Source organism: Pseudomonas sp. RtIB026 (assembly GCF_016861355.2).
GTDB lineage: Bacteria > Pseudomonadota > Gammaproteobacteria > Pseudomonadales > Pseudomonadaceae > Aquipseudomonas > Aquipseudomonas peradeniyensis.
Genome location: NZ_AP023348.2, coordinates 355692 through 378480, shown reverse-complemented (window position 1 = coordinate 378480; position 22789 = coordinate 355692). Strand labels below are relative to the sequence as shown.

Sequence of the window (22789 nt, the reverse complement as noted above, 5' to 3'; positions counted from 1 at the left end):
AGCGCAGCGGCGGGCACATAAATCTTGTTGGGAGTTTCACTCATGGCAGTTGCCTCCGGTGCCTATAAGAAAGCCCTCGAGGGTGGCCAGCAACCCAAGCAGGTGCTGGTCAAGATCGACCGGGTCACGAAAAAATTCGACGAAACGGTAGCCGTGGACGATGTGTCCCTGGAAATCCGCAAGGGCGAGATCTTCGCCCTGCTGGGTGGCTCCGGGTCCGGCAAATCGACCTTGCTGCGCATGCTGGCCGGCTTCGAGCGTCCGACCGAAGGGCGGATCTTCCTCGATGGCGTCGACATCACCGACATGCCGCCCTACGAGCGGCCGATCAACATGATGTTCCAGTCCTACGCGCTGTTCCCGCACATGACCGTGGCGCAGAACATCGCCTTCGGCCTGCAGCAGGACAAGATGCCCAAGGCCGAGATCGACGCCCGCGTGGCCGAGATGCTCAAGCTGGTGCACATGACCCAGTACGCCAAGCGCAAGCCGCACCAGCTGTCCGGTGGCCAGCGCCAGCGCGTGGCCCTGGCCCGTTCGCTGGCCAAGCGCCCGAAACTGCTGCTGCTCGACGAGCCGATGGGCGCGCTGGACAAGAAGCTGCGCTCGCAGATGCAGCTGGAACTGGTGGAGATCATCGAGCGCGTGGGCGTGACCTGCGTGATGGTGACCCACGACCAGGAAGAGGCCATGACCATGGCCCAGCGCATCGCCATCATGCACCTGGGCTGGATCGCCCAGATTGGCAGCCCGATTGATATCTATGAAACCCCGACCAGCCGCCTGGTCTGCGAGTTCATCGGCAACGTCAACCTGTTCGAAGGCGAAGTGGTCGACGACGCCGAAGGCCATGCGGTCATCGCCAGCCCGGAGCTGGAGCGCAAGATCTACGTCGGCCATGGCGTCACCACCTCGGTCGAGGACAAGCACATCACCTACGCCCTGCGTCCGGAGAAGCTGCTGGTCACCACCGAGCAGCCGACCTGCGAACACAACTGGTCGCGCGGCAAGGTCCACGACATCGCCTACCTCGGCGGTCACTCGGTGTTCTACGTCGAGCTGCCCGGCGGCAAGATCGTCCAGTCGTTCGTTGCCAACGCCGAGCGCCAGGGCACCCGCCCGACCTGGGATGACGAAGTCTACGTGTGGTGGGAAGACGACAGCGGCGTGGTACTGCGGTCATGAAACTTCGCAAGCTCAAGCGAGCCTTCCAGCGCCTTGTTCCCGAGGGGCGGCACCTGGTGATCGGTGTGCCGTTCATCTGGCTGTTCCTGTTCTTCATGCTGCCGTTCTTCATCGTCCTGAAGATCAGCTTCGCCGAAGCTGACGTGGCGATTCCGCCGTACACCGAGATCTATACCTATCTCGAAGGCAAGGTGCAGCTGGTGCTGAACCTGGCCAACTACGGCCTGCTGACCGAGGACGAGCTGTACATCGCGGCTTACCTCGGCTCTTTGAAGGTGGCCTTCTTCAGCACTTTGCTGTGCCTGCTGATTGGCTACCCGATGGCCTACGCCATCTCCAAGGCCAGGAAGGAGTCGCAGACCGTCCTGCTGCTGCTGATCATGATGCCGACCTGGACCGCGATCCTGATCCGCGTCTATGCCTGGATGGGCATCCTCAGCAACAACGGGCTGCTCAACAGCTTCCTGCTGTGGCTGGGCCTGATCGACCAGCCGCTGCAGATCCTCAACACCAACCTGGCGGTCTATATCGGTGTGGTCTATTCGTACCTGCCGTTCATGATCCTGCCGCTGTACGCCAACCTGGTGAAACACGACGAGAGCCTGCTCGAAGCCGCATCGGACCTGGGTTCGAGCACCTTCAACAGCTTCTGGAAGATCACCGTGCCGCTGTCGAAGAACGGCATCATCGCCGGCTGCATGCTGGTGTTCATCCCGGTGGTGGGCGAGTTCGTCATCCCTGAACTGCTCGGCGGCCCGGAAACCCTGATGATCGGTAAAGTGCTGTGGCAGGAGTTCTTCAACAACCGTGACTGGCCGGTGGCATCCGCGCTGGCGGTGGTGATGCTGGCGATCCTGATCGTGCCGATCCTGCTGTTCAACCGTAGCCAGGCCAAAGAGATGGAGGGCCGCGCATGAAACGCTTCAGTTTCTCCAAGCTGATGCTGGTGCTCGGCTTGCTGTTCATCTACCTGCCGATGCTGATCCTGGTGATCTACTCGTTCAACGCCTCGAAGCTGGTCACGGTGTGGGGCGGCTGGTCGGTGAAGTGGTACGTCGGCCTGCTCGACAACACCCAGCTGATGGGGTCGGTGATGCGCTCGTTGGAGATTGCCTGCTACACGGCGGTCGCCGCCGTGGCGCTGGGCACCCTGGCGGCTTTCGTGCTGACCCGGGTCACCCGCTTCAAGGGCCGCACCCTGTTCGGTGGCCTGGTCACCGCGCCGCTGGTGATGCCCGAGGTGATCACCGGTCTGTCGCTGCTGCTGCTGTTCGTGGCCATGGCACAGATGATCGGCTGGCCGCAGGAACGGGGCATCGTCACCATCTGGATCGCCCACACCACGTTCTGCGCCGCCTATGTGGCGGTGGTGGTGTCGGCGCGCCTGCGCGAGCTGGACCTGTCCATCGAGGAGGCGGCCATGGACCTGGGCGCCAAGCCGTGGAAGGTGTTCTTCCTGATCACCATCCCGATGATCGCGCCATCGCTGGCGGCGGGTGGCATGATGTCGTTCGCCCTGTCGCTGGATGACCTGGTGCTGGCCAGCTTCGTCTCCGGCCCGGGCTCGACCACCCTGCCGATGGAAGTGTTCTCGGCCGTGCGCCTGGGCGTGAAGCCGGAGATCAACGCCGTGGCCAGCCTGATCCTGCTGTCGGTGTCGTTGGTGACCTTCCTGGTCTGGTACTTCAGCCGCCAGGCCGAAGAGCGCCGCCGCCGTGCGATCCAGCAGGCTATCGAAGAAGGCGCCGCGGCTAACGTCTCGCAGCCGCAGACCCGCCGTCCGGCCCAGGCCGCAGCGCAGGCCTGAGCCAACCCATCGCGGGGCAAGCCCGCTCCCACGCCAATGACCGGCGTGGGAGCGGCGGTGCGCCGATGCGACTTGCCCCGCGATCTTTTCAGCCTTGGTCCGGCCAGTACCAGGCCGGTTCATCGAGCATGCCCTGCCCGACGATCCCGGTTTGTCCCAGCGTTTTCTCCAAGTGGATCGAGTTGCAGCCCTCGTCCTCCTCCAGCGCCGCCACCAGCCGGGGCGCGTGCGATACCACCCACACCTGACATTGCTGCGCCGCTCGGCGGATCAGGCGCGCCAGTGCTGGCAACAGGTCCGGGTGCAGGCTGGTTTCCGGCTCGTTGAGCACCATCATGCTCGGCGGGCGCGGCGTGAGCAGGGCAGCCACCAGCAACAGGTAGCGCAAGGTCCCGTCGGACAACTCCGCAGCGCTCAGCGGCCGCAGCAGCCCGGCCTGGTGGAAACGCAGGCCGAACAGGCCGCCAGGCTGGGCGTCGACCGCGAGCCGGGCGCCGGGAAAGGCGTCGCCCACCGCGTCCTGCAGGGCCTGCAGGTCACCGATCTCGTCGATGGTCTGCAGCGCGGCGGCGAGGTCGCGGCCGTCGTGATGCAGCACCGGCGTGCGCGTTCCCAGTCGCGATTGCCGGGCTGGGGCTTCGGCATCGGTACGGAAATGGTCGTAGAAGCGCCAGCTGCGGATCTGCTCGCGCAGATGCGGCACCTCGGGGGAGCCCTGGAGACTGCCGACCTGGTCGAACAGGCTGTCGAATTCGGTCATGTGCTGGTGCAGCACTTGCCATTGGCGACCGTCACGGGCCTTGATCATCCCTGCGTTGCGTTGCACCAGCTGGCTGGAGGGGCGGCACAGGGGGCCGGCCCAGATCGTCTCCTGCTTGATCTGCGGGTCCAGGGCGAACTGCGACCGGCTGGGTTCGGGCAGGCCGAGGCTGATCGCGTAGCCGAAGTCTTCGCTGGCAAAGCCCATCTTCAGGCGCCTGGCCTGCTGGCGTGGCCCGCCCTCCACTGGCACCTCGCCGTTGAGCATGCGCCGGGTGAGCTTCTCGGGGCCGGCCCAGAAGGTCGACTCCAGCCCGCCCTCGGCAGCCAGCGCATTGACCACACCGCCGCGGGCGGTCTCGGCCAGCAGGCGCAAGGCTTTGTACAGGTTGGACTTGCCGCTGCCGTTGGCACCGGTGATCACGTTGAGCCGCCCCAGCGGCATCACCAGCTGGTTGATCGAGCGGTAGTTGGCAATGGCCAGGGTGGTCAGCATCGGCGGTGTCCTTGAGCGTCTGGCTGGCAGTATCGCCGATAGCGCTGTGCTTTGTTGAGCCGACATCGGTGTCGTTTGTCCATCCCTGATCTACGCTTCAAACGCATCCCTCTCACCCTTTGTCGAAGCAAGGAGCCTGCATGACGGTAACGCGTCCGCCGATGGTCGTTTGCCTGGGGCTGCTGTTCATGCTTTCGGGCTGTGGCAAGGAAGAAGCTGCCCCGGTATTGCCCCGGGTCGCGGTGCAACAGGTGCAGCCCACCGACTTTGCCGCCCGGGTCACCTTGACCGGTGACGTGCAGGCGCGGGTGCAGACCGACCTTTCGTTCCGCGTAGGCGGCAAGATCATCGCCCGCGGCGTCGATGTCGGCGACCACGTCAAGGCCAACCAGGTGCTGGCGCGCCTGGATCCGAAGGACCTGCAGAACACCGTTGATTCGGCCAAGGCCGAGGTGTTCGCCGAGCAGGCGCGGGTCACCCAGACCAGCGCCGCGTTCGTGCGCCAACAGAAGCTCCTGCCCAAGGGCTACACCAGCCAGAGTGAGTACGATTCCGCCGAAGCCGCGCTGCGCAGCAGCCAGAGCGCGCTGAAGGCCGCCCAGGCGCAGTTGGCCAACGCCAACGAGCAGCTGAGCTACACGGCGCTGGTGTCCGAAGCCGACGGGGTGATCACCGCGCGCCAGGCCGAGGTTGGCCAGGTGGTGCAGGCGACCATGCCGATCTTCAGCCTGGCGGTCGATGGCGACCGTGACGCGGTGTTCAATGTCTACGAATCGCTGCTGGTGAAGTCCCCCAGTGATGAGGGCGTCGTCGTCAGTTTGCTGGACAACCCGGCGATCAAGGCCGAGGGCCGGGTCCGCGAGATCACTCCGACGGTGTCCGCCGAGAGCGGCACGGTGCAGGTCAAGGTCGCGCTGCGCAACGTGCCGGCGGGCATGCAGTTGGGCTCACCGGTCACGGCCACCGGCAACACTCAGGGCCGGCCCAGCATCGAATTGCCGTGGTCGGCGCTGACCAAGGCGCTGAAGGAGCCGGCGGTGTGGGTGGTGGGCGAGGGCGACAAGGTCGAGTTGCGCAAGGTCCAGGTGGCGCGCTACCTCACCGGCAAGGTGGTGATCGCTGACGGTATCAAGGGCGGCGAGACCGTGGTGGTGGGCGGTGGGCAGTTGCTGCACCCGGGCATGCAGGTCGAGAAGGTCAGCGCCAAGGACGGAGGGGCTGCACCATGAAACGTCAGTTGCTGATAGTGTCCGCCAGCCTGATGCTCGCTGCCTGCGGGGGCGATGAGGCGCCGCCTGAGGCGATACGCCCGGTGCTGTCGACGCTGGTCGAGCCGCAGGTACAGTCGCAGCTGGGCCGCTTTGCCGGCGCCATCCAGGCCCGCTACGAAAGCACCCTGGGGTTCCGGGTGTCCGGACGCATTGCCCGACGCTGGCTGGATGTCGGCGCCCGGGTAAGCCCTGGCGACACCCTGGCCACCCTCGACCCTACCGACCAGCAAAACCAGCTGCGCGCCGCCGAAGGCGACCTGGCCAAGGTCCAGGCGCAATGGATCAACGCCCAGGCCAATGCCCGCCGCCAGCAGCAGCTGTACGACCGTGGAGTCGGCGCCCAGGCCCAGCTGGACATCGCCCAGACCGACCTGAAGACCACCGGCGCCGCGTTGGAGCAGGCACGCTCGGCGGTCAGCCAGGCCCGCGACCAGCTCGGCTACAGCACCCTGCGCAGTGATCATGCGGCGGTGGTCACCGCCTGGCAGGCCGAGGCGGGGCAGACCGTCAGCGCCGGTCAGGCCGTGGTCACCCTGGCCCGTCCGGACGTCAAGGAGGCGGTGATCGACCTGCCGATTCCGCTCGCCGAACAGTTGAACAAGGACCTCACCTTCACCGTCGCCTCGCAGCTCGACCCAGCCATCAATACCACCGCCACGCTGCGCGAGCTCGAGCCACAGGCCGACGCCACCACCCGTACCCGTCGCGCCCGCTTGACCCTGACCAGCACGCCCGATGCCTTCCACCTGGGCACCGCGGTCAGCGTCACCCTGACCTCGGCGGTGAGCCCGCGCAGCGAGTTGCCGCTGACCGCGCTGCTCGAACGTGACGGCAAGACCCAGGTGTGGGTGGTCGATCCGCAGCAGAAAACCGTGGCCACCCGTGACGTCGCGTTGATCGAGCGTACCGCCGACAGCATCGTCCTGGCCTCCGGCGTGCAGCCCGGCGAGCGCGTGGTGACCGCTGGAGTGAACAGCCTCAAGCCCGGCCAGAAGGTCACCTTCGACGAGGACGCGCAATGAAAGGAAGCTTCAACCTCTCGGAGTGGGCGCTGAAGCACCAGTCCTTCGTCTGGTACCTGATGTTCGTCGGCCTGCTGATGGGGATCTTCTCCTACTTCAACCTCGGCCGTGAGGAAGACCCGTCCTTTACCATCAAGACCATGGTCATCCAGACCCGCTGGCCCGGCGCCACCCAGGACGAGACCCTGTATCAGGTCACCGACCGCATCGAGAAGAAGCTCGAAGAGCTCGATTCGCTCGACTACGTGAAAAGCTATACCCGCCCGGGCGAATCCACGGTCTACGTCTACCTGCGCGACACCACCAAGGCCAAGGACATCCCCGAGATCTGGTACCAGGTGCGCAAGAAGATCCAGGACATCCGCGGACAGTTCCCCGCAGGCATCCAGGGGCCCGCCTTCAACGATGAGTTCGGTGACGTGTTCGGTTCGATCTACGCCTTCACCGCCGACGGCCTCACCCTGCGCCAGCTGCGCGACTATGTCGAGGTGGCGCGGGCCGAAGTGCGCGAAGTGCCCAATATCGGCAAGGTCGAGCTGATCGGTACCCAGGACGAAGTGCTGTACCTGAATTTCTCCACCCGCAAGCTGGCCGCGCTGGGCATCGACCAGGGCCAGGCCATGCAGGCCCTGCAGCAGCAGAACGCGGTGACCCCGGCCGGGGTGATCGAGGCCGGGCCCGAGCGCATCTCGGTGCGCACCACCGGGCAGTTCGCCTCGGAGAAGGACCTGCAGACGGTGAACCTGCGCATCAACGACCGCTTCTTCCGCCTGGCCGACATCGCCGATATCGAGCGCGGCTATGTCGATCCGCCGTCGCCGATGTTCCGCTTCAACGGCCAGACCGCCATCGGCCTGGCGATCGGCATGAAGGCCGGCGCCAACATCGAGGTGTTCGGCGCGGCCCTGAAGGCGCGGATGGACCGCGTCGTCCGCGACCTGCCGGTGGGCGTTGGCGTGCACAACGTGTCCGACCAGGCGGTGGTGGTCAAGCAGGCGGTCGGCGGCTTCACCAGCGCGTTGTTCGAAGCCGTGGTGATCGTCCTGGCGGTGAGCTTCGTCAGCCTTGGCATCCGCGCGGGGCTGGTGGTGGCCTGCTCGATCCCGCTGGTGCTGGCCATGGTCTTCGTGTTCATGGAATACAGCGACATCACCATGCAGCGGATCTCGCTTGGTGCGCTGATCATCGCCCTGGGCCTGCTGGTGGATGACGCGATGATCACCGTCGAGGTGATGGTCACGCGCCTGGAGATGGGCGAGACCAAGGAGCAGGCGGCCACCTTCGCCTACACCTCCACGGCGTTCCCCATGCTCACCGGCACCCTGGTGACGGTGGCCGGCTTCGTGCCGATCGGTCTTAATGCCAGCTCCGCGGGCGAGTACACCTACACCCTGTTCGCGGTGATCGCCGTGGCCTTGCTGGTGTCCTGGGTGGTGGCGGTGTTCTTCGCACCGGTGCTGGGTGTGCACATTCTCAGCAGCAGCAAGCTCAAGGCGCACGAGGCCGAGCCCGGGCGTGTCGGCCGGGCATTCGAGGGTGGGTTGCTGTGGTGCATGCGCCACCGCTGGCTGACCATCATCGGCACGGTGCTGCTGTTCGCCCTGTCGATCTTCAGCATGCGTTTCGTGCAGAACCAGTTCTTCCCGTCGTCGGACCGGCCGGAGATCCTGGTCGACCTGAACCTGCCGCAGAACGCCTCGATCGAGGAAACGCGCAAGGTCGTCGACCGCCTGGAGGCGAGGATCAAGGACGACCCGGATCTGGTGCGCTGGAGTACCTACATCGGCCAGGGCGCGATTCGCTTCTACCTGCCCCTCGACCAGCAGTTGCAGAACCCGTACTACGCCCAGCTGGTGATCGTCAGCAAGGGCTTCGAGGAGCGCGCAGGCATGATGGAGCGCCTGCAGAAGCTGCTGCACGAGGAGTTCGTCGGTATCGGTACCAACGTCCAGTCGCTGGAGATGGGTCCACCGGTGGGCCGGCCGATCCAGTACCGGGTCAGCGGCAAGGACATCGACCAGGTGCGCCGGCATGCCATCGAGCTGGCGACCCTGCTCGACAGCAACGAACACATCGGCGAGATGATCTACGACTGGAACGAGCCCGGCAAGGTGCTGCGCATCGAGATCGCCCAGGACAAGGCGCGCCAGCTGGGCCTGTCGTCCGAGGACGTGGCCAATGTGATGAACAGCATCGTCAGCGGCGTGCCGGTCACCCAGGTCAACGACAACATCTACCTGGTCAACGTGGTGGCCCGCGCCGAGGACAGCGAACGCGGCTCGCCGGATACCTTGCAGAACCTGCAGATCGTCACGCCCAGCGGCGCCTCGATCCCGCTGCTGGCCTTCGCCACCGTGCGCTACGAGCAGGAGCAGCCGCTGGTGTGGCGCCGCGACCGCAAGCCGACCATCACCATCAAGGCCTCGGTGGTCGGTGACATCCAGCCCACCGACCTGGTGGCCGAACTCAAGCCCGGCATCGATGACTTCGCCGGCAAGCTGCCGGTGGGCTACGACGTGGCCACCGGTGGCACGGTGGAAGAGAGCGCCAAGGCCCAGGGGCCGATCGCCGCCGTGATCCCGCTGATGCTGTTCCTGATGGCGACCTTCCTGATGATCCAGCTGCACAGCGTGCAGAAGCTGTTCCTGGTGGTCAGCGTCGCGCCCCTGGGGTTGATCGGCGTGGTGCTGGCATTGGTGCCCACGGGCACGCCGATGGGCTTTGTGGCGATCCTCGGGATTCTTGCCCTGGCCGGTATCATCATCCGCAACTCGGTGATCCTGGTGACCCAGATCGACGAGTTCGAGGAGCAGGGCTATTCGCCCTGGGATGCGGTGGTGGAGGCGACCAATCACCGCCGTCGGCCGATCCTGCTGACGGCGGCGGCGGCGAGCCTGGGCATGATCCCGATCGCCCGGGAAGTGTTCTGGGGGCCGATGGCCTACGCCATGATTGGCGGCATCATCAGTGCAACGCTGCTGACGCTGCTGTTCCTGCCGGCGCTGTATGTGGCCTGGTACAAGATCCGCGAGCCCGAGGACAAAACTCCGCGACCACATTGACCCTTGTAGGAGCGGCCTTGTGCCGCGATGGGCTGCGTAGCAGCCCCAGGATCTGGGCATCTTGCAGAATTGTCGGGGCTGCTGCGCAGCCCATCGCGGCGCAAGGCCGCTCCTACAGGGTATCTACCTAAAGTTGGTTATATAAACATTCTTAAACAGTATTTTTAAGAATATCCGCGCCTCACTACTATTGCCTTCAAGCCAGGCGCTAATCCCCTTCAAACCTCTGCCCGGCACCCTTACTCACAGGAGAACGAGCATGAGTGCATCTCTGCGCAGCATCGACGGTCAGGACGAAGCCACCATTCTGCGTGAAATCCAGAGCGCGCTGCGCGACCTGCGCTTCGGCGCGGTGGAGATCACCGTGCACAACGCCCAGGTGGTGCAGATCGAACGCAAGGAGAAGTTCCGCCTGCAGCAGCCCGGCAACAAGTCCGGCTGACACCGCATCACTTCAAAAACTAGAAAAATGCCAATCGGGAGCTTCACCATGTCCATCCGCCGTTATGCGCTTGCCGCCCTGGCCAGTGCCGTTTTTGCCGGTTCCGCGATCGCCAAGGACTACGAACTGCTGAACGTGTCCTATGACCCGACCCGCGAGCTGTACCAGCAGTACAACGCCGAGTTCATCAAGCACTGGCAAGCCGCTCACCCGGGCGACAAGGTGAAGATCCAGCAGTCCCACGGTGGTTCGGGCAAGCAGGGGCGCGCGGTGATCGACGGCCTGCGCGCCGATGTGGTGACCCTGGCCCTGGCCGGCGACATCGACGAGATCGCCAAGCTCGGCAAGACCCTGCCGGAGGACTGGCAGAAGCGCCTGCCGGACGCCAGCACCCCCTATACCTCGACCATCGTGTTCCTGGTGCGCAAGGGCAACCCGAAAGGCATCAAGGACTGGGGCGACCTGATCAAGAAGGACGTCTCGGTCATCACCCCCAACCCGAAAACTTCCGGCGGTGCCCGCTGGAACTTCCTCGCCGCCTGGGCCTATGGCCTCAAGGCCGGCGGCAATGAAGACAAGGCCAAGGCCTACGTGCAGGAGCTGTTCAAGCACGTGCCGGTGCTCGATACCGGTGCCCGTGGCTCGACCATCACCTTCGTCAACAACGGCCAGGGCGATGTGTTGCTGGCCTGGGAGAACGAGGCCTTCCTGGCGCTGAAGGAGGACGGCGGCGCCGACAAGTTCGAGATCGTCGTGCCTTCGCTGTCGATCCTGGCCGAGCCACCGGTGGCGGTGGTCGACAAGAACGCCGAGAAGAAGGGCAACGAAAAGATCGCCGAGGAATACCTCAAGCACCTGTACAGCCCGGCTGGCCAGAAGATCGCCGCAGAAAACTTCTACCGTCCGCGTGACGCCAAGGTCGCCGCCGAATTCGGCAAGCAGTTCCCGAAACTGGACCTGGTGACCATCGACAAGGACTTCGGGGGCTGGAAGACTGCGCAGCCGAAGTTCTTCAATGATGGTGGGGTGTTCGACCAGATCTATCAGGCACAGTAAACGCCAGGGAAAAGCGGGGCCGCTGTGCGGCCCTTTCGCGGCGCAAGGCCGCTCCTACAGGAGATCGCGTGCTGTTGTAGGAGCGGCCTTGTGCCGCGAAAGGGCTGCTCAGCAGCCCCGGGATTCAGAAGCTAGCACCAGCCCGGGAGCCTTTCCGGGCTTCGTGCGTTCAACCAGGGACCTTTATGTCACGTCGCATTTCCCCCGTCATACCCGGCTTCGGGCTGACGCTGGGCTACACCTTGGTGTACCTCAGCCTGATCGTGCTGATACCGCTGGCGGCCATGTTCATCCATGCCTCGCAGCTCACCTGGGAGCAGTTCTGGAATATCGTCAGCGCGCCACGGGTCATCGCCGCGCTGAAACTGAGTTTCGGCACCGCCCTGTTCGCCGCCATCATCAACGGTGTGATCGGCACCCTGCTGGCCTGGGTGCTGGTGCGCTATACCTTCCCCGGGCGCAAGATCATCGATGCGATGATCGACCTGCCGTTCGCCTTGCCCACTGCCGTCGCCGGCATCGCCCTGACCGCCCTGTACGCTCCGGCGGGCTGGGTCGGCCAGTTCGCCACCGACCTCGGCTTCAAAATCGCCTACACCCCCCTGGGCATCACCCTGGCGCTGACCTTCGTCACCCTGCCGTTCGTGGTGCGTACGGTGCAGCCGGTGCTGGCCGACATCCCACGTGAAGTGGAAGAGGCCGCCGCCTGCCTGGGTGCGAAGCCCTTGCAGGTGTTCCGTCATGTGCTGGCGCCGGCTTTGCTGCCAGCCTGGCTGACCGGTTTCGCCCTGGCCTTCGCCCGGGGCGTGGGCGAGTACGGTTCGGTGATCTTCATCGCCGGCAACATGCCGATGAAGACCGAGATCCTGCCGTTGCTGATCATGGTCAAGCTCGACCAGTACGACTACACCGGCGCCACCGCCATCGGCGTGCTGATGCTGGTGGTTTCCTTCATCCTGCTGCTGCTGATCAACCTGCTGCAGCGACGCATCGAAACCCCTTGAAGGAGGCCGGCAATGTCTAGTCAACCCATGAGCGCAACCGCCGCCGCCAACGCCGCCCGACGCAGCAGCGCCACCTCGCGCCGGGTGCTGATCACCCTGGCCTGGATCGTCTTCGCGCTGTTCCTGGCGCTGCCGCTGGTGATCGTGGTGTCGCAGGCGCTGAAGAACGGCTTCGGCACGTTCTTCGAAGCGATCTTCGAGGCCGACGCGTTGTCGGCATTGAAGCTGACCCTGCTGGCCGTGGCCATCTCGGTGCCGCTGAACCTGGTGTTCGGCGTGTCCGCCGCCTGGTGCGTGAGCAAGTACACGTTCCGCGGCAAGAGCATGCTGGTAACCCTGATCGACCTGCCGTTCTCGGTGTCACCGGTGATCGCCGGCCTGGTCTACGTGCTGATGTTCGGCGCGCAAGGCCTGTTCGGGCCGTGGCTGCAGGATCACGATATCCAGATCGTCTTCGCCCTGCCGGGCATCGTCCTGGCGACCATCTTCGTCACCGTGCCGTTTGTCGCCCGTGAACTGATCCCGCTGATGCAGGAGCAGGGCACGCAAGAAGAGGAGGCCGCGCGCCTGCTCGGCGCCAACGGCTGGCAGATGTTCTGGCACGTCACCCTGCCGAACATCAAATGGGGCCTGATCTACGGCGTGGTGCTGTGCACCGCCCGGGCCATGGGCGAGTTCGGCGCGGTGTCGGTGGTGTCGGGCCATATCCGCGGCGTCACCAACACCTTGCCGCTGCACGTGGAGATCCTCTACAACGAGTACAACCACGTCGCGGCCTTCAGCGTGGCCAGCCTGCTGCTGATCCTGGCGCTCTTCATCCTGCTGCTCAAGCAGTGGAGCGAGAACCGTATTAACCGCCTGCGCCACAGCGCCGCGGAGGAATGATTCATGTCGATCGAAGTTCGTAACGTCAGCAAGCGCTTCAACAGCTTCCAGGCCCTGGACAACATCAACCTGGATATCCACAGCGGCGAGCTGGTGGCCTTGCTCGGCCCGTCCGGCTGCGGCAAGACCACCCTTTTGCGCATCATCGCCGGCCTCGAGACCCCGGACAACGGCAGCATCGTGTTCCACGGCGAGGACGTGTCCGGCCATGATGTGCGCGATCGCAACGTCGGTTTCGTATTCCAGCACTACGCGCTGTTCCGCCACATGAGCGTGTTCGACAACGTCGCCTTCGGCCTGCGCATGAAGCCCAAGGGCGAGCGCCCGAGCGAGAGCAAGATCGCCGAGAAGGTCCATGAACTGTTGAACATGGTCCAGCTCGACTGGTTGTCCGACCGCTACCCCGAGCAGCTGTCCGGTGGCCAGCGCCAGCGTATCGCCCTGGCCCGTGCCCTGGCGGTGGAGCCCAAGGTACTGCTGCTCGACGAGCCGTTCGGGGCGCTGGATGCCAAGGTGCGCAAGGAGCTGCGCCGTTGGCTGGCGCGGCTGCACGAGGACATCAACCTGACCTCGGTGTTCGTCACCCACGACCAGGAAGAGGCCATGGAAGTCGCCGACCGTATCGTGGTGATGAACAAGGGCGTGATCGAGCAGATCGGTTCGCCCGGCGAGGTGTACGAGAAACCGGCCAACGACTTCGTCTATCACTTCCTTGGCGATTCCAACCGCCTGGCGCTGAGCGAAGGGCACCACGTGCTGTTCCGTCCGCACGAGGTGTCGCTGTCGCGCGATGAGACCGAGGGGCATCATGCCGCCGAAGTGCGCGATATCCGTCCGCTGGGTGCGACCACGCGGGTGACGCTGAAGGTGGAAGGGCAGAGCGAGCTGATCGAGGCCGAGGTGGTCAAGGATCACGACAGCCTCACCGGGCTGGCGCGGGGGGAGACGTTGTTCTTCCGGCCGAAGGTGTGGCAGAAGGTGGCGGATATCTGAGCCGGCGCTTGTGATGGAAAACCCGGGCATGGTCCCGGGTTTTTTATTGCCTGCGAGATTGCCGGGGCTGCTGCGCAGCCCATCGCGGCACAAGGCCGCTCCTACAGGGCACCGCGATCTCTTGTGTAGGAGCGGCCTTGTGCCGCGATCGAGGGCGAAGCCCTCGCGGTGAATTGATGCCTTGAACGAATATTTTGAATGCCTATAAGGCATCATTCTTGAGCTGTTCTGCGGCAGGCCGCGAACGACGCGGGCTATGGAAAGACCATGAAAATCATTATTCCATTAAGGTCTAATTTTAAGTTTAAACATTTCTTTATGAGCTAAGCACCTGGCACCGATGATTCAGCCACACACCTGAATCAAGAACCCCAGGAGTTTTAGCAATGGGCAATGTCCAGACGGCCGTCAGGGCCTACGACCAGCCATGGCGCCCGGCATCGGGTGACCTGGTCGAGCTCGGACGCACGCTGCGCCTGCCGCTGGGCCAGTTGCGCCTGCAACGCACGCCGGTCAGCGGCCTCAAGCGTCGCGACAAGCTGGTGCTGGGCCTGCTGGTGCTGGTGCTGCACGGCGCGGCGGCGTACTGGGTCAGCCACCAGCCGACCCCTGAGCTGCCGGTCATCCCGCCGAAGATTCCGCCCATGACCATCGAGTTTGCCGCGCCCGCACCACCGGTAGTCGAGCCGCCGCCACCGGCCCCTGTGGTCCAGCCGCCGCCACCGCCACCAGTGGTCGACGAACTGGCCGCCAAGCCCGCGCCCAAGCCGGTCCCGAAACCCAAGCCAGTGCCCAAACCCGTGGCCAAGCCGCAGCCCAAGCCAGTCGAGGCGCCACCGCCGACACCGGTTGCCGCGCCAGCACCCCCGGCGCCGGCACCTGCGCCACCCGCGCCTGCGCCAGCACCCCCGGCGCCGGCACCTGCGCCACCCGCGCCTGCGCCAGTGACCCCGGCCTCGGCTAACGCCGCGTACCTGAAGAATCCGGCGCCGGAGTATCCGCAGATGGCCCAGCGCCGTGGCTGGGAAGGCACCGTGCTGCTGCGCGTGGAAGTGCTGCCCAGTGGCAAGCCAGGGCAGATCCAGGTCCAGAAGAGCAGTGGCCGCGACGTCCTGGACGCCGCCGCATTGGCCGCAGTGAAGCGCTGGAGCTTCGTCCCGGCCAAGCAGGGCGACGTGGCCCAGGTGGGCTGGGTCAGCGTACCGATCGATTTCAAGCTTCGTTAACTTGCGACCGCATACAGGAAGGACTTCATCATGAGCTTGTTGGCATCCCCCCTCGAATCCGTTGAAAGCGCGGTCATCTGGCTGCTGGTCGGCTTCTCCGTCGCCACCTGGGCACTGGCCCTGGTCAAGGTCGTGCAGTTCGTGCGCCTGAAGAACCAGGACAAACGCTTCCACCAGCAGTTCTGGGCCGCGTCCAGCCTCGACTCCGCCGCCGAGCCCGCCCACGATCTGCCCGGCCCGGCTGCCCGTGTCGCCCAGGCGGGTTTTGCGGCGATCGCGGTTGGCGAGCCAGGCCAGGCCAGTGACCTCAGCCAGGCCATCAACCACCAGGATCGCCTGGAGCGCGCCCTGCGCCAGCAGATCGTCCGCGAGCGCCGTTCGCTGGAGACCGGCCTGGCAGTGGTGGCCAGTATCGGCAGCACCTCGCCGTTCATCGGCCTGTTCGGCACCGTGTGGGGCATCATGGAGGCGCTCAAGGGCATCAGCGCGGCGGGCTCGGCGAGCCTGGAAACCGTGGCCGGCCCGATCGGCGCGGCGCTGGTCGCCACCGGCGTGGGTATCGCCGTCGCGGTGCCGGCGGTGCTGGTCTACAACTACTTCCTCCGTCGCCTGAAGCTGACTGCGGCGGACCTCGACGACTTCGCTCACGATTTCTACAGCCTGGCGCAGAAGAGTGCCTTCCGCGTGCTGGTGCACCCGGCGGTGCAGCGCCAGCACACCGGCTTCACCCAGCCTGTGAAGGAGGCCTCCTGACATGGCCTTCTCGACCCAGGACAGCGATGAAGTGTTGAGTGAAATCAACGTCACGCCATTGGTGGACGTCATGCTGGTGCTGTTGGTGGTGTTCATCGTCACCGCGCCATTGCTGACCAATGCCATCCCCATCAACCTGCCCAAGACCGAGGCCGTCGCCCCGGTGGAGCAGAAGGACCCGCTGGTGGTGAGCATCGACGGCAGCGGCAAGCTGTTCATCAACAAGGACGAGATCCAGCCCGACTTGCTGGAGACCAACCTCAAGGCTGCCAGGGACAAGGACGCCGAGCTGCGTGTGCAGCTGCAGGCCGACGATGGTGTGAACTACGGCGAGGTCGCCCGGGCGATGGCGGCAATCGAGCGTGCCGGGATCAGCAAGCTGGCGGTGATCACCGCCCGCTGACCGGCGATACCCTCTTCAGGCAAGTGCTTAGGGGCCATTTTCCTTGGCAGGGGATGGCCCTTTTTTTATGCCCGCTGAAAGCCATGCATACCCCTGTAGGAGCGGCCTTGTGCCGCGAAAGGGCCGCAAAGCGGCCCCAATGTATTGGCGACATGCACAGATCGCGGGGCCGCTACGCAGCCCTTTCGCGGCACAAGGCCGCTCCTACAGGGAGAGGCGCAGGGCTCGAACACTGTGGCTTTGAATTTATAGTTATTAATAAATAGCTTCTTATTCCTTTACGAATATAACCCCCTCCCTATACTTGCACCCAAGCACGCAAACTTCCGGAGGCGTCCCCATGCGCAATGAGTCGATTCGTTACCTGATTGTGCCGGGCTGGCAAGGATCGCCAGACAACCATTGGCAGAGTCACTGGCAGCGCAGCCTGCCCAACAGCGCCCGGGTCGAGCAGCATGACTGGCTGACCCCGCAGCGGCGCGACTGGGTCCAGGCGCTGGAGCAGGCGATTGCCGCCGAACGCTCGCCGGTGATTCTCATTGCCCACAGTCTGGGCTGTGTCACGGTCGCCCATTGGGCCGCCCAAGCCAGCCCCGAGCTGCTGCGCCGGGTGCGCGGTGCGCTGCTGGTGGCGCCGGCAGATGTCGAACGGCCGACCTGCGCACCGGCCTTGCGCAATTTCGCGCCGATTCCACTGCAGGCCTTGCCGTTCCCCAGCCAGGTGGTCAGCTCCGACAACGACCCGGCGGTGAGCGTGCCGCGTGCGCTGTACCTGGCCCAGGCCTGGGGCGCCGAGGCCGGGCTGCTGGCCGACGCCGGACATATCAACGTCAAGTCGGGCCATGAGCGTTGGGAACAGGGTTTTGCCTACCTCTACCGCTTGCAGGCCCGTATCGATCAGCGCGCGCTGCGCCGCGCCTGATCCGCCGGTTTTCATCGAACGAATCGAATCCCCGGCCGCCTGCGGCCGGGGCGGGAGCATTCCATGACATTCCACACTGCTTTCGGCCAGCCGCTGCTGACCTTCCCCGAGCTGGACAAGAGCCCGTTGAGCATCCGCGCCAAGGCGCTGGTGTTCGTCGATCCGCGTTCCCAGTCGCTGCGCCAGGCCTTGGAGCGATTGGCGCCACAACCGCTGCCGGTGCTGATCCGTGGCGAAACCGGCACCGGCAAGGAGCTCCTGGCCCGGCAGATCCACCGCGCCAGTGACCGCGGCGGGTTGTTCGTGTCGGTCAACTGCGCGGCCATCAGCCCGACCTACGCCGATGCCGAATTGTTCGGCTACAGCGCCGGCAGCCAGGGCGGCACCGCCAGCAGTCGAGCCGGCTGGTTCGGCTCGGCCAACGGCGGCACGCTGTACCTGGACGAGATCGCCGACCTGCCCCTGGCGATCCAGGGCAAGCTGCTGGCGGCCCTGGAGAACCGCGAGGTAACCCGGGTCGGCGCCGCCCAGCCACAGGCGGTCGATGTGCGGCTGGTGGCCGCTTCCAGCATCGACCTGGCCCAGGCCGTGCGCGCCGGGCGCTTCAACGAGCGGCTCTACCATTACCTGCACGAGGGTGAGCTCGAGCTGCCGGCATTGCGTGATCGGGTCGGCGATATCCTGCCGCTGGCCGAGTACTTCGTCGGCATCTACAGCGTGCGCCTGGATCGGCCGCTGCCCCTCATCAGCGAGGCGGCCCAGCAGGCGCTGGAGGCCCATGCCTGGCCGGGCAATACCCGTGAGCTGGAGAACGTCATCCATTTTGCCCTGCTGGTCAGTGATGGTGAGGAAATTCTCCCGGCGCACCTCGACCTTCCGGATACCGCACCCTTGGCCAGCCTGGCTCGCCAGCTAGCGCAACTGGGTGCCAGTCGGGAGCCGCAAACCCTGGCCGACCTGCGCGGGCTGCTGGGCGCAGCCTTGGCGCAATTGGGCGAATCCGCGCCGTAGAGCTGTGCCTGGCCGCTCATAAGCAAAGGCCGTGATGGCTATTTGTTTTTGGAATAAGCAGCTAATCAAAAGATATTGTTACGGAATAAAAAATCTCGGTATTGTCCGCTTACGCCCACCCGAACGGATGGGCATCCGACTCGCCATCTGCGATGGCCCAGCTTTAGAACAAGGATCACCATGAAAAAGACCCTGCTGACCACCGCCCTGGCCGCCGCCCTGTCGTTTGCTGGCCTGGCCAATGCCGCCGAGAAACTGGTGGTCGCCGCCACGCCCGTGCCGCATGCCGAAATCCTCGAACTGATCAAGCCGACCCTGGCCAAGGAAGGCGTGGACCTGCAGATCAAGGTCTTCACCGACTACGTCCAGCCTAACGTGCAGGTCGACCAGAAGCGCCTGGATGCCAACTACTTCCAGACCCTGCCGTACCTGAAGAACTTCAACGAAGGCAAGGGCACCCACCTGGAAACCGTGATCGGCGTGCACGTCGAGCCGTTCGGTGGCTACTCGAAGAAGGTCAAGAGCCTGGCCGAGCTGAAGGACGGCGCCACCGTCGCCATCCCCAACGAAGGCAGCAACAGCGGCCGCGCCCTGCTTCTGCTGCAGAAGGCTGGCCTGATCACCCTGAAGGATCCGAAGAACGCCCTGGCCACGCCGAAAGACATCGCCGAGAACCCGAAGAAGCTCAAGTTCCGCGAGCTGGAATCGGCCATGCTGCCGCGTGTGCTGGACCAGGTCGACCTGGACATGATCAACACCAACTACGCCCTTGAAGCCGGCCTGAATCCGGCCAAGGACGCTCTGGTGATCGAAGGCAGCGACTCGCCTTACGTTAACTTCCTGGTCGCCCGCCCGGACAACAAGGACAGCGAGGCCATCCAGAAGTTGGCCAAGGCGCTGACCAGCCCGGAAGTGAAGGCGTTCATCGAGAAGAAATACAGCGGTGCGGTACTGCCGGCGTTCTGATACGCGGCCTGGTACGAAAAACGCCGGCGCATTTTGCGTCGGCGTTTTTGTTTGGGCTGGCTTGAAGAGAGCTCGGCAGGTCCGGCCCTATCGCGGGGCAAGCCCGCTCCCACGCAGCCCGCTCCCGCAAAAGTGGGGGGCGCTTGTGGGAGCGGGCTTGCCCCGCGATGGTGTTTTCAGCGCTGACTGGCCAGCGCCCGGCGCAGGGCCAGGAGCCACAGCAGTTGTTCATTCGAGGCAGGCAAGCAGGGGCTGTTCATCGTTGTCTTCCTTGTTGAGTGTGATGGGCCGTGCAAGTCACAGTTTGAAACCCCTTGGAGGGTGATTTATTCGGAAAGATCCGTATGTCATGAAGGAAATTTCCGAACGTCACGAAGCGGTGATATAGATATGCAATAAAGATATTTATAAAAATGTTTTTATACCTTTAGAGTCTAGGAATCGTGCTTACCGGCACAGCGCCACTATTGGTGAAACGACGCCGAGCCACCCTCGTGCCGATCCTGGACCTGCCCCATGCCGTACCTTCGTGACCTCGTGTCGAGGCCCCTTCCATGAGCTTCGACACCGCTTTCATGCTTAGCACACTGCCGGCCTTCTTCAAGGCCGTTGGTGTCACCCTGCAAGTCGGGGCGATCGCCATCGTCACCTCGTTGCTGGTGGCCCTGCTCAACGCGACGATCCTGGTGCTGCGCACGCCGTACCTGTGGCGCCTGGTCAAGGGCTACGTGGAACTGGCCCGCAACACACCGCTGCTGATCCAGCTGTTCTTCGTCTATTTCGCCTTGCCCGGCCTGGGCGTGAAAGTGTCGGGCTTTGCCGCCGCGATCATCACCATGACCTTCATGGGCGGTGCCTATCTCACCGAGGTGCTGCGCGCCGGGGTCGAGGCCGTGCCGCGGGCGCAGCTGGAGTCCGGGCGCTCCATAGGGCTCTCCGAGGGCCAGTTGCTGCGCCATGTGATCCTGCCCCAGGCCGGCATCCTCAGCCTGCCGGCGCTGTTCGCCAACTTCATCTTCCTGCTCAAGGAGACCACCGTGGTGTCGGCGGTGGCGGTGCCGGAGATCCTCTACACCACCAAGAACTACATCGCCCTGTACTACAAGACCTACGAAATGCTCGCCGTGCTGACCCTGCTCTGCGTGCTGATCTTCCTGCCGCTGTCGCTGCTGCTGCGCTACCTGGAACGGAGGCTGCAACATGGCCAGTTCGGGCATTGAGCTGCTGCTGGTTTCGCTGCCGCAACTGGCCACGGGCGCGGGGCAGACGCTGGCAATCTCGGCGCTGAGCATTCTGCTCGCGACCCTGGGCGGTGTGCTCTACGGCGTGCTGGCGACCCTCGGCAACCGTTGGCTGAACATCCTGCTGCAGGTGTACCTGGAGCTGTTCCGGGCAATCCCGGTGCTGGTCTGGCTGTACCTGGTGTTCTTCGGCTTGCCGATCTTCTTCGGCCTGAGCATTCCCAGCTTCTGGTGCGCGGTGCTGGTGCTGGGCCTGTGGGGTGCCAGCGAGGTCGGCGAGGTGGTGCGCGGCGCCTTGCAGTCGCTGCCACGCGGGCAGCGTGAGGCGGGGTTGTCGATCGGCCTTGGCGGCTGGCAGCTGTATGGCTACGTGCTGCTGCCCCAGGCGCTCAAGCGCATGACCCCGCCGACCATCAACATCTACACGCGGATCATCAAGACCAGCTCGCTGGCGGTGCTGATCGGCGTGGTCGAAGTGATCAAGGCGGGGCAGCAGATCATCGAGCGCACCTACGAATCGGTGCTGATCTACGGCGCACTGTTGTTGTTCTTCTTTCTTGTCTGCTATCCGTTGTCGGCCGCTTCCCGCGTGCTGGAGCGTCGCTGGGCCCACGCATGAATCCATTGATCGAATTCCAAGGCTTCAACAAGTTCTTCGGCCAGCACCAGGTGCTCGCGGACGTCGACCTCAAGGTCCAGGCCGGCGAGGTGGTGGTGATCCTCGGCCCCAGCGGCTGCGGCAAGAGCACCCTGCTGCGCTGCCTCAACGGCCTGGAGGAGGCCCAGGGCGGCAGCCTGCGCCTCGACGGCCAGGAGCTGCTCGGCTCCGACACCGACTGGCGCCAGGTGCGTCAGCGGGTCGGCATGGTGTTCCAGAGCTACCACCTGTTCGGCCACATGAGCGTGATCGACAACCTGCTGCTGGGCCCGCTGAAGGTGCAGAAGCGCGAACGCCGCGAGGCCCAGGCCCAGGCCGAGGCGCTGTTGGCCCGGGTAGGCCTGCTGGACAAGCGCGACGCCTTTCCCCGCCAGCTTTCCGGTGGCCAGCAGCAACGCATCGCGATCGTCCGCTCGCTGTGCATGAACCCCCAGGTGATGCTGTTCGACGAGGTCACCGCCGCCCTCGACCCGGAAATGGTCAAGGAAGTGCTGCAGGTGATCCAGGGCCTGGCCCGCGAAGGCATGACCCTGCTCATCGTCACCCACGAAATGGCCTTCGCCCGCGCGGTGGCCGATCGCATCGTGTTCATGGAGGCCGGCAGGATCCTTGAACAGAACCACCCTGAGCGCTTCTTCACCCAACCGCAGACCGCACGCGCGCAGCAGTTCCTGGAGAAATTCTCGTTCGTCGAAAGCCTGCCCAAGACACTGCACAAGGAACTGTCATGAAGACTGCCCCGTTCGCCAAACTGCTCGCTCCACTGCTTGGCCTGGCCCTGCTGGTCGGCTGCAACAAGTCCGAAGACCCGGCCAAGCCCGCCGCGGCCTCGCCGGCCACCAGCTACCTGGAAACCATCAAGGCCCGCGACAAGCTGATCGTCGGCGTGTTCACCGACAAGCCACCGTTCGGCTTCGTCGATGAAAGCGGCCGCTACGTGGGCTTTGACACCGACATCGGCCGCCGCTTCGCCAAGGACCTGCTGGGCGATGAAAGCAAGGTCGAGTTCGTCGCCGTCGAGCCCGCCAGCCGCATTCCGTTCCTGCAGAGCGACAAGGTCGACTTGATCCTCGCCAACATGACCGTCACCCCCGAGCGCAAGGACGCGGTGGACTTCACCAACCCCAACCTGCGCGTGGCGGTGCAGGCCATCGTCGCCGACGGCAGCCCGGTACAGAAGCTCGACGACCTGGCCGACAAGACCATCATCGTCACCACCGGCACCACCGCCGATATCTGGCTGACCAAGAATCACCCGGACTGGAAGCTGCTCAAGTTCGAGAAGAACACCGAGTCGCTGGCCGCCCTGGCCAATGGTCGTGGCGATGCCTATGCCCAGGACAACCTGATCCTGTTCAGCTGGGCCAAGCAGAACCCGGGCTACCGCGTGCTGCCGCAGCTGCTGGGCGACGAGGCGCCGATTGCTCCGGCAGTGAAGAAGGGCAACACCGAGTTGCGTGACTGGGTGAACAGCGAGCTGGCCAAGCTGGGCGAGGAGAAATTCCTGCTCAAGCTGTACGACCAGTACGTGCGCAAGGAATTGAGCGACGACACCAAGCCTGAGAGCGTCATCGTCGAAGGCGGCAAGTGGCAGGGTTGAGCCTCGTCTGCTGATCGCGGGACATGC

General features: G+C 64.6%; 22 protein-coding genes. 21 read left to right on the top strand and 1 reads right to left on the bottom strand.

Annotated elements, in window-relative coordinates; translation table 11 throughout:
• The first annotated feature begins 42 nt into the window (after nucleotides 1-42).
• The 3 genes from potA to PRtIB026_RS01770 are packed head-to-tail and all read left to right on the top strand — an operon-like array spanning nucleotide 43 to nucleotide 2992.
• On the top strand, nucleotides 43-1185 hold the full coding sequence (gene potA / locus PRtIB026_RS01780; protein ID WP_110734228.1) for a polyamine ABC transporter ATP-binding protein: 1143 nt from the start codon (nucleotides 43-45) through the stop codon (nucleotides 1183-1185).
• Nucleotides 1182-2102: an ABC transporter permease subunit gene (locus PRtIB026_RS01775; RefSeq protein WP_203649591.1), complete on the top strand. Its 921-nt coding sequence runs from the start codon at nucleotides 1182-1184 to the stop codon at nucleotides 2100-2102. The genes potA and PRtIB026_RS01775 overlap by 4 nt, the downstream gene beginning before the upstream one ends.
• On the top strand, nucleotides 2099-2992 hold the full coding sequence (locus tag PRtIB026_RS01770; RefSeq protein ID WP_203649594.1) for an ABC transporter permease subunit: 894 nt from the start codon (nucleotides 2099-2101) through the stop codon (nucleotides 2990-2992). The genes PRtIB026_RS01775 and PRtIB026_RS01770 overlap by 4 nt, the downstream gene beginning before the upstream one ends.
• Before the next feature lie 88 nt (nucleotides 2993-3080).
• Here PRtIB026_RS01770 and PRtIB026_RS01765 read toward each other — a convergent pair whose 3' ends face one another.
• Nucleotides 3081-4247: an AAA family ATPase gene (locus PRtIB026_RS01765; RefSeq protein ID WP_203649596.1), complete on the bottom strand. Its 1167-nt coding sequence runs from the start codon at nucleotides 4245-4247 to the stop codon at nucleotides 3081-3083.
• A gap of 140 nt (nucleotides 4248-4387) precedes the next feature.
• Between PRtIB026_RS01765 and PRtIB026_RS01760 the strand changes: the two genes are divergently transcribed.
• The 18 genes from PRtIB026_RS01760 to PRtIB026_RS01675 all read left to right on the top strand — a co-directional run bounded on the left by PRtIB026_RS01760 (nucleotide 4388) and on the right by PRtIB026_RS01675 (nucleotide 22762).
• Nucleotides 4388-5476, top strand: coding sequence for an efflux RND transporter periplasmic adaptor subunit (locus PRtIB026_RS01760; RefSeq protein WP_203649598.1), 1089 nt, complete (start codon nucleotides 4388-4390; stop codon nucleotides 5474-5476).
• The gene (locus PRtIB026_RS01755; protein ID WP_203649600.1) at nucleotides 5473-6540 is read left to right on the top strand and encodes an efflux RND transporter periplasmic adaptor subunit; all 1068 of its coding nucleotides are present in this window, start codon (nucleotides 5473-5475) and stop codon (nucleotides 6538-6540) included. The genes PRtIB026_RS01760 and PRtIB026_RS01755 overlap by 4 nt, the downstream gene beginning before the upstream one ends.
• On the top strand, nucleotides 6537-9602 hold the full coding sequence (locus PRtIB026_RS01750) for an efflux RND transporter permease subunit (RefSeq protein WP_203649602.1): 3066 nt from the start codon (nucleotides 6537-6539) through the stop codon (nucleotides 9600-9602). The genes PRtIB026_RS01755 and PRtIB026_RS01750 overlap by 4 nt, the downstream gene beginning before the upstream one ends.
• A gap of 259 nt (nucleotides 9603-9861) precedes the next feature.
• Nucleotides 9862-10044 (top strand): sulfur starvation response protein OscA, encoded by a 183-nt coding sequence (gene oscA, locus PRtIB026_RS01745; protein WP_016489716.1) that lies wholly within the window; start codon nucleotides 9862-9864, stop codon nucleotides 10042-10044.
• 48 nt (nucleotides 10045-10092) lie between these two features.
• Nucleotides 10093-11100, top strand: coding sequence for a sulfate ABC transporter substrate-binding protein (locus tag PRtIB026_RS01740; RefSeq protein ID WP_186732399.1), 1008 nt, complete (start codon nucleotides 10093-10095; stop codon nucleotides 11098-11100).
• A 185-nt stretch (nucleotides 11101-11285) separates the two neighbouring features.
• Nucleotides 11286-12104, top strand: a complete 819-nt coding sequence (cysT, locus tag PRtIB026_RS01735; protein ID WP_110734244.1) for a sulfate ABC transporter permease subunit CysT — start codon at nucleotides 11286-11288, stop codon at nucleotides 12102-12104.
• Between the two features lie 12 nt (nucleotides 12105-12116).
• Nucleotides 12117-12989: a sulfate ABC transporter permease subunit CysW gene (cysW, locus tag PRtIB026_RS01730; RefSeq protein ID WP_203649604.1), complete on the top strand. Its 873-nt coding sequence runs from the start codon at nucleotides 12117-12119 to the stop codon at nucleotides 12987-12989.
• Between the two features lie 3 nt (nucleotides 12990-12992).
• The gene (locus PRtIB026_RS01725) at nucleotides 12993-13982 is read left to right on the top strand and encodes a sulfate/molybdate ABC transporter ATP-binding protein (protein WP_203649606.1); all 990 of its coding nucleotides are present in this window, start codon (nucleotides 12993-12995) and stop codon (nucleotides 13980-13982) included.
• Between the two features lie 386 nt (nucleotides 13983-14368).
• The gene (locus PRtIB026_RS01720; protein ID WP_203649609.1) at nucleotides 14369-15208 is read left to right on the top strand and encodes an energy transducer TonB; all 840 of its coding nucleotides are present in this window, start codon (nucleotides 14369-14371) and stop codon (nucleotides 15206-15208) included.
• Nucleotides 15209-15238: 30 nt separating this feature from the next.
• Nucleotides 15239-15961: a MotA/TolQ/ExbB proton channel family protein gene (locus PRtIB026_RS01715; RefSeq protein ID WP_028688527.1), complete on the top strand. Its 723-nt coding sequence runs from the start codon at nucleotides 15239-15241 to the stop codon at nucleotides 15959-15961.
• A gap of 1 nt (nucleotide 15962) precedes the next feature.
• On the top strand, nucleotides 15963-16364 hold the full coding sequence (locus tag PRtIB026_RS01710; protein WP_110734250.1) for an ExbD/TolR family protein: 402 nt from the start codon (nucleotides 15963-15965) through the stop codon (nucleotides 16362-16364).
• 340 nt (nucleotides 16365-16704) lie between these two features.
• Nucleotides 16705-17286, top strand: coding sequence for an alpha/beta hydrolase (locus PRtIB026_RS01705; protein WP_203649611.1), 582 nt, complete (start codon nucleotides 16705-16707; stop codon nucleotides 17284-17286).
• 63 nt (nucleotides 17287-17349) lie between these two features.
• Nucleotides 17350-18297: a sigma 54-interacting transcriptional regulator gene (locus PRtIB026_RS01700; protein WP_203649613.1), complete on the top strand. Its 948-nt coding sequence runs from the start codon at nucleotides 17350-17352 to the stop codon at nucleotides 18295-18297.
• 180 nt (nucleotides 18298-18477) lie between these two features.
• Complete coding sequence (locus PRtIB026_RS01695) at nucleotides 18478-19263, top strand: MetQ/NlpA family ABC transporter substrate-binding protein (protein ID WP_050707418.1); 786 nt, start codon at nucleotides 18478-18480, stop codon at nucleotides 19261-19263.
• Between the two features lie 554 nt (nucleotides 19264-19817).
• Nucleotides 19818-20483 (top strand): amino acid ABC transporter permease, encoded by a 666-nt coding sequence (locus PRtIB026_RS01690; RefSeq protein ID WP_203649614.1) that lies wholly within the window; start codon nucleotides 19818-19820, stop codon nucleotides 20481-20483.
• Nucleotides 20464-21123, top strand: a complete 660-nt coding sequence (locus PRtIB026_RS01685) for an amino acid ABC transporter permease (RefSeq protein WP_203649617.1) — start codon at nucleotides 20464-20466, stop codon at nucleotides 21121-21123. Before PRtIB026_RS01690 ends, PRtIB026_RS01685 begins: the two co-directional genes overlap by 20 nt.
• Complete coding sequence (locus PRtIB026_RS01680) at nucleotides 21120-21893, top strand: amino acid ABC transporter ATP-binding protein (protein WP_203649619.1); 774 nt, start codon at nucleotides 21120-21122, stop codon at nucleotides 21891-21893. The genes PRtIB026_RS01685 and PRtIB026_RS01680 overlap by 4 nt, the downstream gene beginning before the upstream one ends.
• On the top strand, nucleotides 21890-22762 hold the full coding sequence (locus tag PRtIB026_RS01675) for a transporter substrate-binding domain-containing protein (protein ID WP_203649622.1): 873 nt from the start codon (nucleotides 21890-21892) through the stop codon (nucleotides 22760-22762). The genes PRtIB026_RS01680 and PRtIB026_RS01675 overlap by 4 nt, the downstream gene beginning before the upstream one ends.
• Nucleotides 22763-22789 lie beyond the last annotated feature (27 nt).

Bases quoted from the DNA above. Each gene is read 5' to 3' on its own strand.
- potA (WP_110734228.1), top strand. From the start codon at position 43: ATGGCAGTTGCCTCCGGTGCCTATAAGAAAGCCCTCGAGGGTGGCCAG.
- PRtIB026_RS01775 (WP_203649591.1), top strand. From the start codon at position 1,182: ATGAAACTTCGCAAGCTCAAGCGAGCCTTCCAGCGCCTTGTTCCCGAG.
- PRtIB026_RS01770 (WP_203649594.1), top strand. From the start codon at position 2,099: ATGAAACGCTTCAGTTTCTCCAAGCTGATGCTGGTGCTCGGCTTGCTG.
- PRtIB026_RS01765 (WP_203649596.1), bottom strand. From the start codon at position 4,247: ATGCTGACCACCCTGGCCATTGCCAACTACCGCTCGATCAACCAGCTG.
- PRtIB026_RS01760 (WP_203649598.1), top strand. From the start codon at position 4,388: ATGACGGTAACGCGTCCGCCGATGGTCGTTTGCCTGGGGCTGCTGTTC.
- PRtIB026_RS01755 (WP_203649600.1), top strand. From the start codon at position 5,473: ATGAAACGTCAGTTGCTGATAGTGTCCGCCAGCCTGATGCTCGCTGCC.
- PRtIB026_RS01750 (WP_203649602.1), top strand. From the start codon at position 6,537: ATGAAAGGAAGCTTCAACCTCTCGGAGTGGGCGCTGAAGCACCAGTCC.
- oscA (WP_016489716.1), top strand. From the start codon at position 9,862: ATGAGTGCATCTCTGCGCAGCATCGACGGTCAGGACGAAGCCACCATT.
- PRtIB026_RS01740 (WP_186732399.1), top strand. From the start codon at position 10,093: ATGTCCATCCGCCGTTATGCGCTTGCCGCCCTGGCCAGTGCCGTTTTT.
- cysT (WP_110734244.1), top strand. From the start codon at position 11,286: ATGTCACGTCGCATTTCCCCCGTCATACCCGGCTTCGGGCTGACGCTG.
- cysW (WP_203649604.1), top strand. From the start codon at position 12,117: ATGTCTAGTCAACCCATGAGCGCAACCGCCGCCGCCAACGCCGCCCGA.
- PRtIB026_RS01725 (WP_203649606.1), top strand. From the start codon at position 12,993: ATGTCGATCGAAGTTCGTAACGTCAGCAAGCGCTTCAACAGCTTCCAG.
- PRtIB026_RS01720 (WP_203649609.1), top strand. From the start codon at position 14,369: ATGGGCAATGTCCAGACGGCCGTCAGGGCCTACGACCAGCCATGGCGC.
- PRtIB026_RS01715 (WP_028688527.1), top strand. From the start codon at position 15,239: ATGAGCTTGTTGGCATCCCCCCTCGAATCCGTTGAAAGCGCGGTCATC.
- PRtIB026_RS01710 (WP_110734250.1), top strand. From the start codon at position 15,963: ATGGCCTTCTCGACCCAGGACAGCGATGAAGTGTTGAGTGAAATCAAC.
- PRtIB026_RS01705 (WP_203649611.1), top strand. From the start codon at position 16,705: ATGCGCAATGAGTCGATTCGTTACCTGATTGTGCCGGGCTGGCAAGGA.
- PRtIB026_RS01700 (WP_203649613.1), top strand. From the start codon at position 17,350: ATGACATTCCACACTGCTTTCGGCCAGCCGCTGCTGACCTTCCCCGAG.
- PRtIB026_RS01695 (WP_050707418.1), top strand. From the start codon at position 18,478: ATGAAAAAGACCCTGCTGACCACCGCCCTGGCCGCCGCCCTGTCGTTT.
- PRtIB026_RS01690 (WP_203649614.1), top strand. From the start codon at position 19,818: ATGAGCTTCGACACCGCTTTCATGCTTAGCACACTGCCGGCCTTCTTC.
- PRtIB026_RS01685 (WP_203649617.1), top strand. From the start codon at position 20,464: ATGGCCAGTTCGGGCATTGAGCTGCTGCTGGTTTCGCTGCCGCAACTG.
- PRtIB026_RS01680 (WP_203649619.1), top strand. From the start codon at position 21,120: ATGAATCCATTGATCGAATTCCAAGGCTTCAACAAGTTCTTCGGCCAG.
- PRtIB026_RS01675 (WP_203649622.1), top strand. From the start codon at position 21,890: ATGAAGACTGCCCCGTTCGCCAAACTGCTCGCTCCACTGCTTGGCCTG.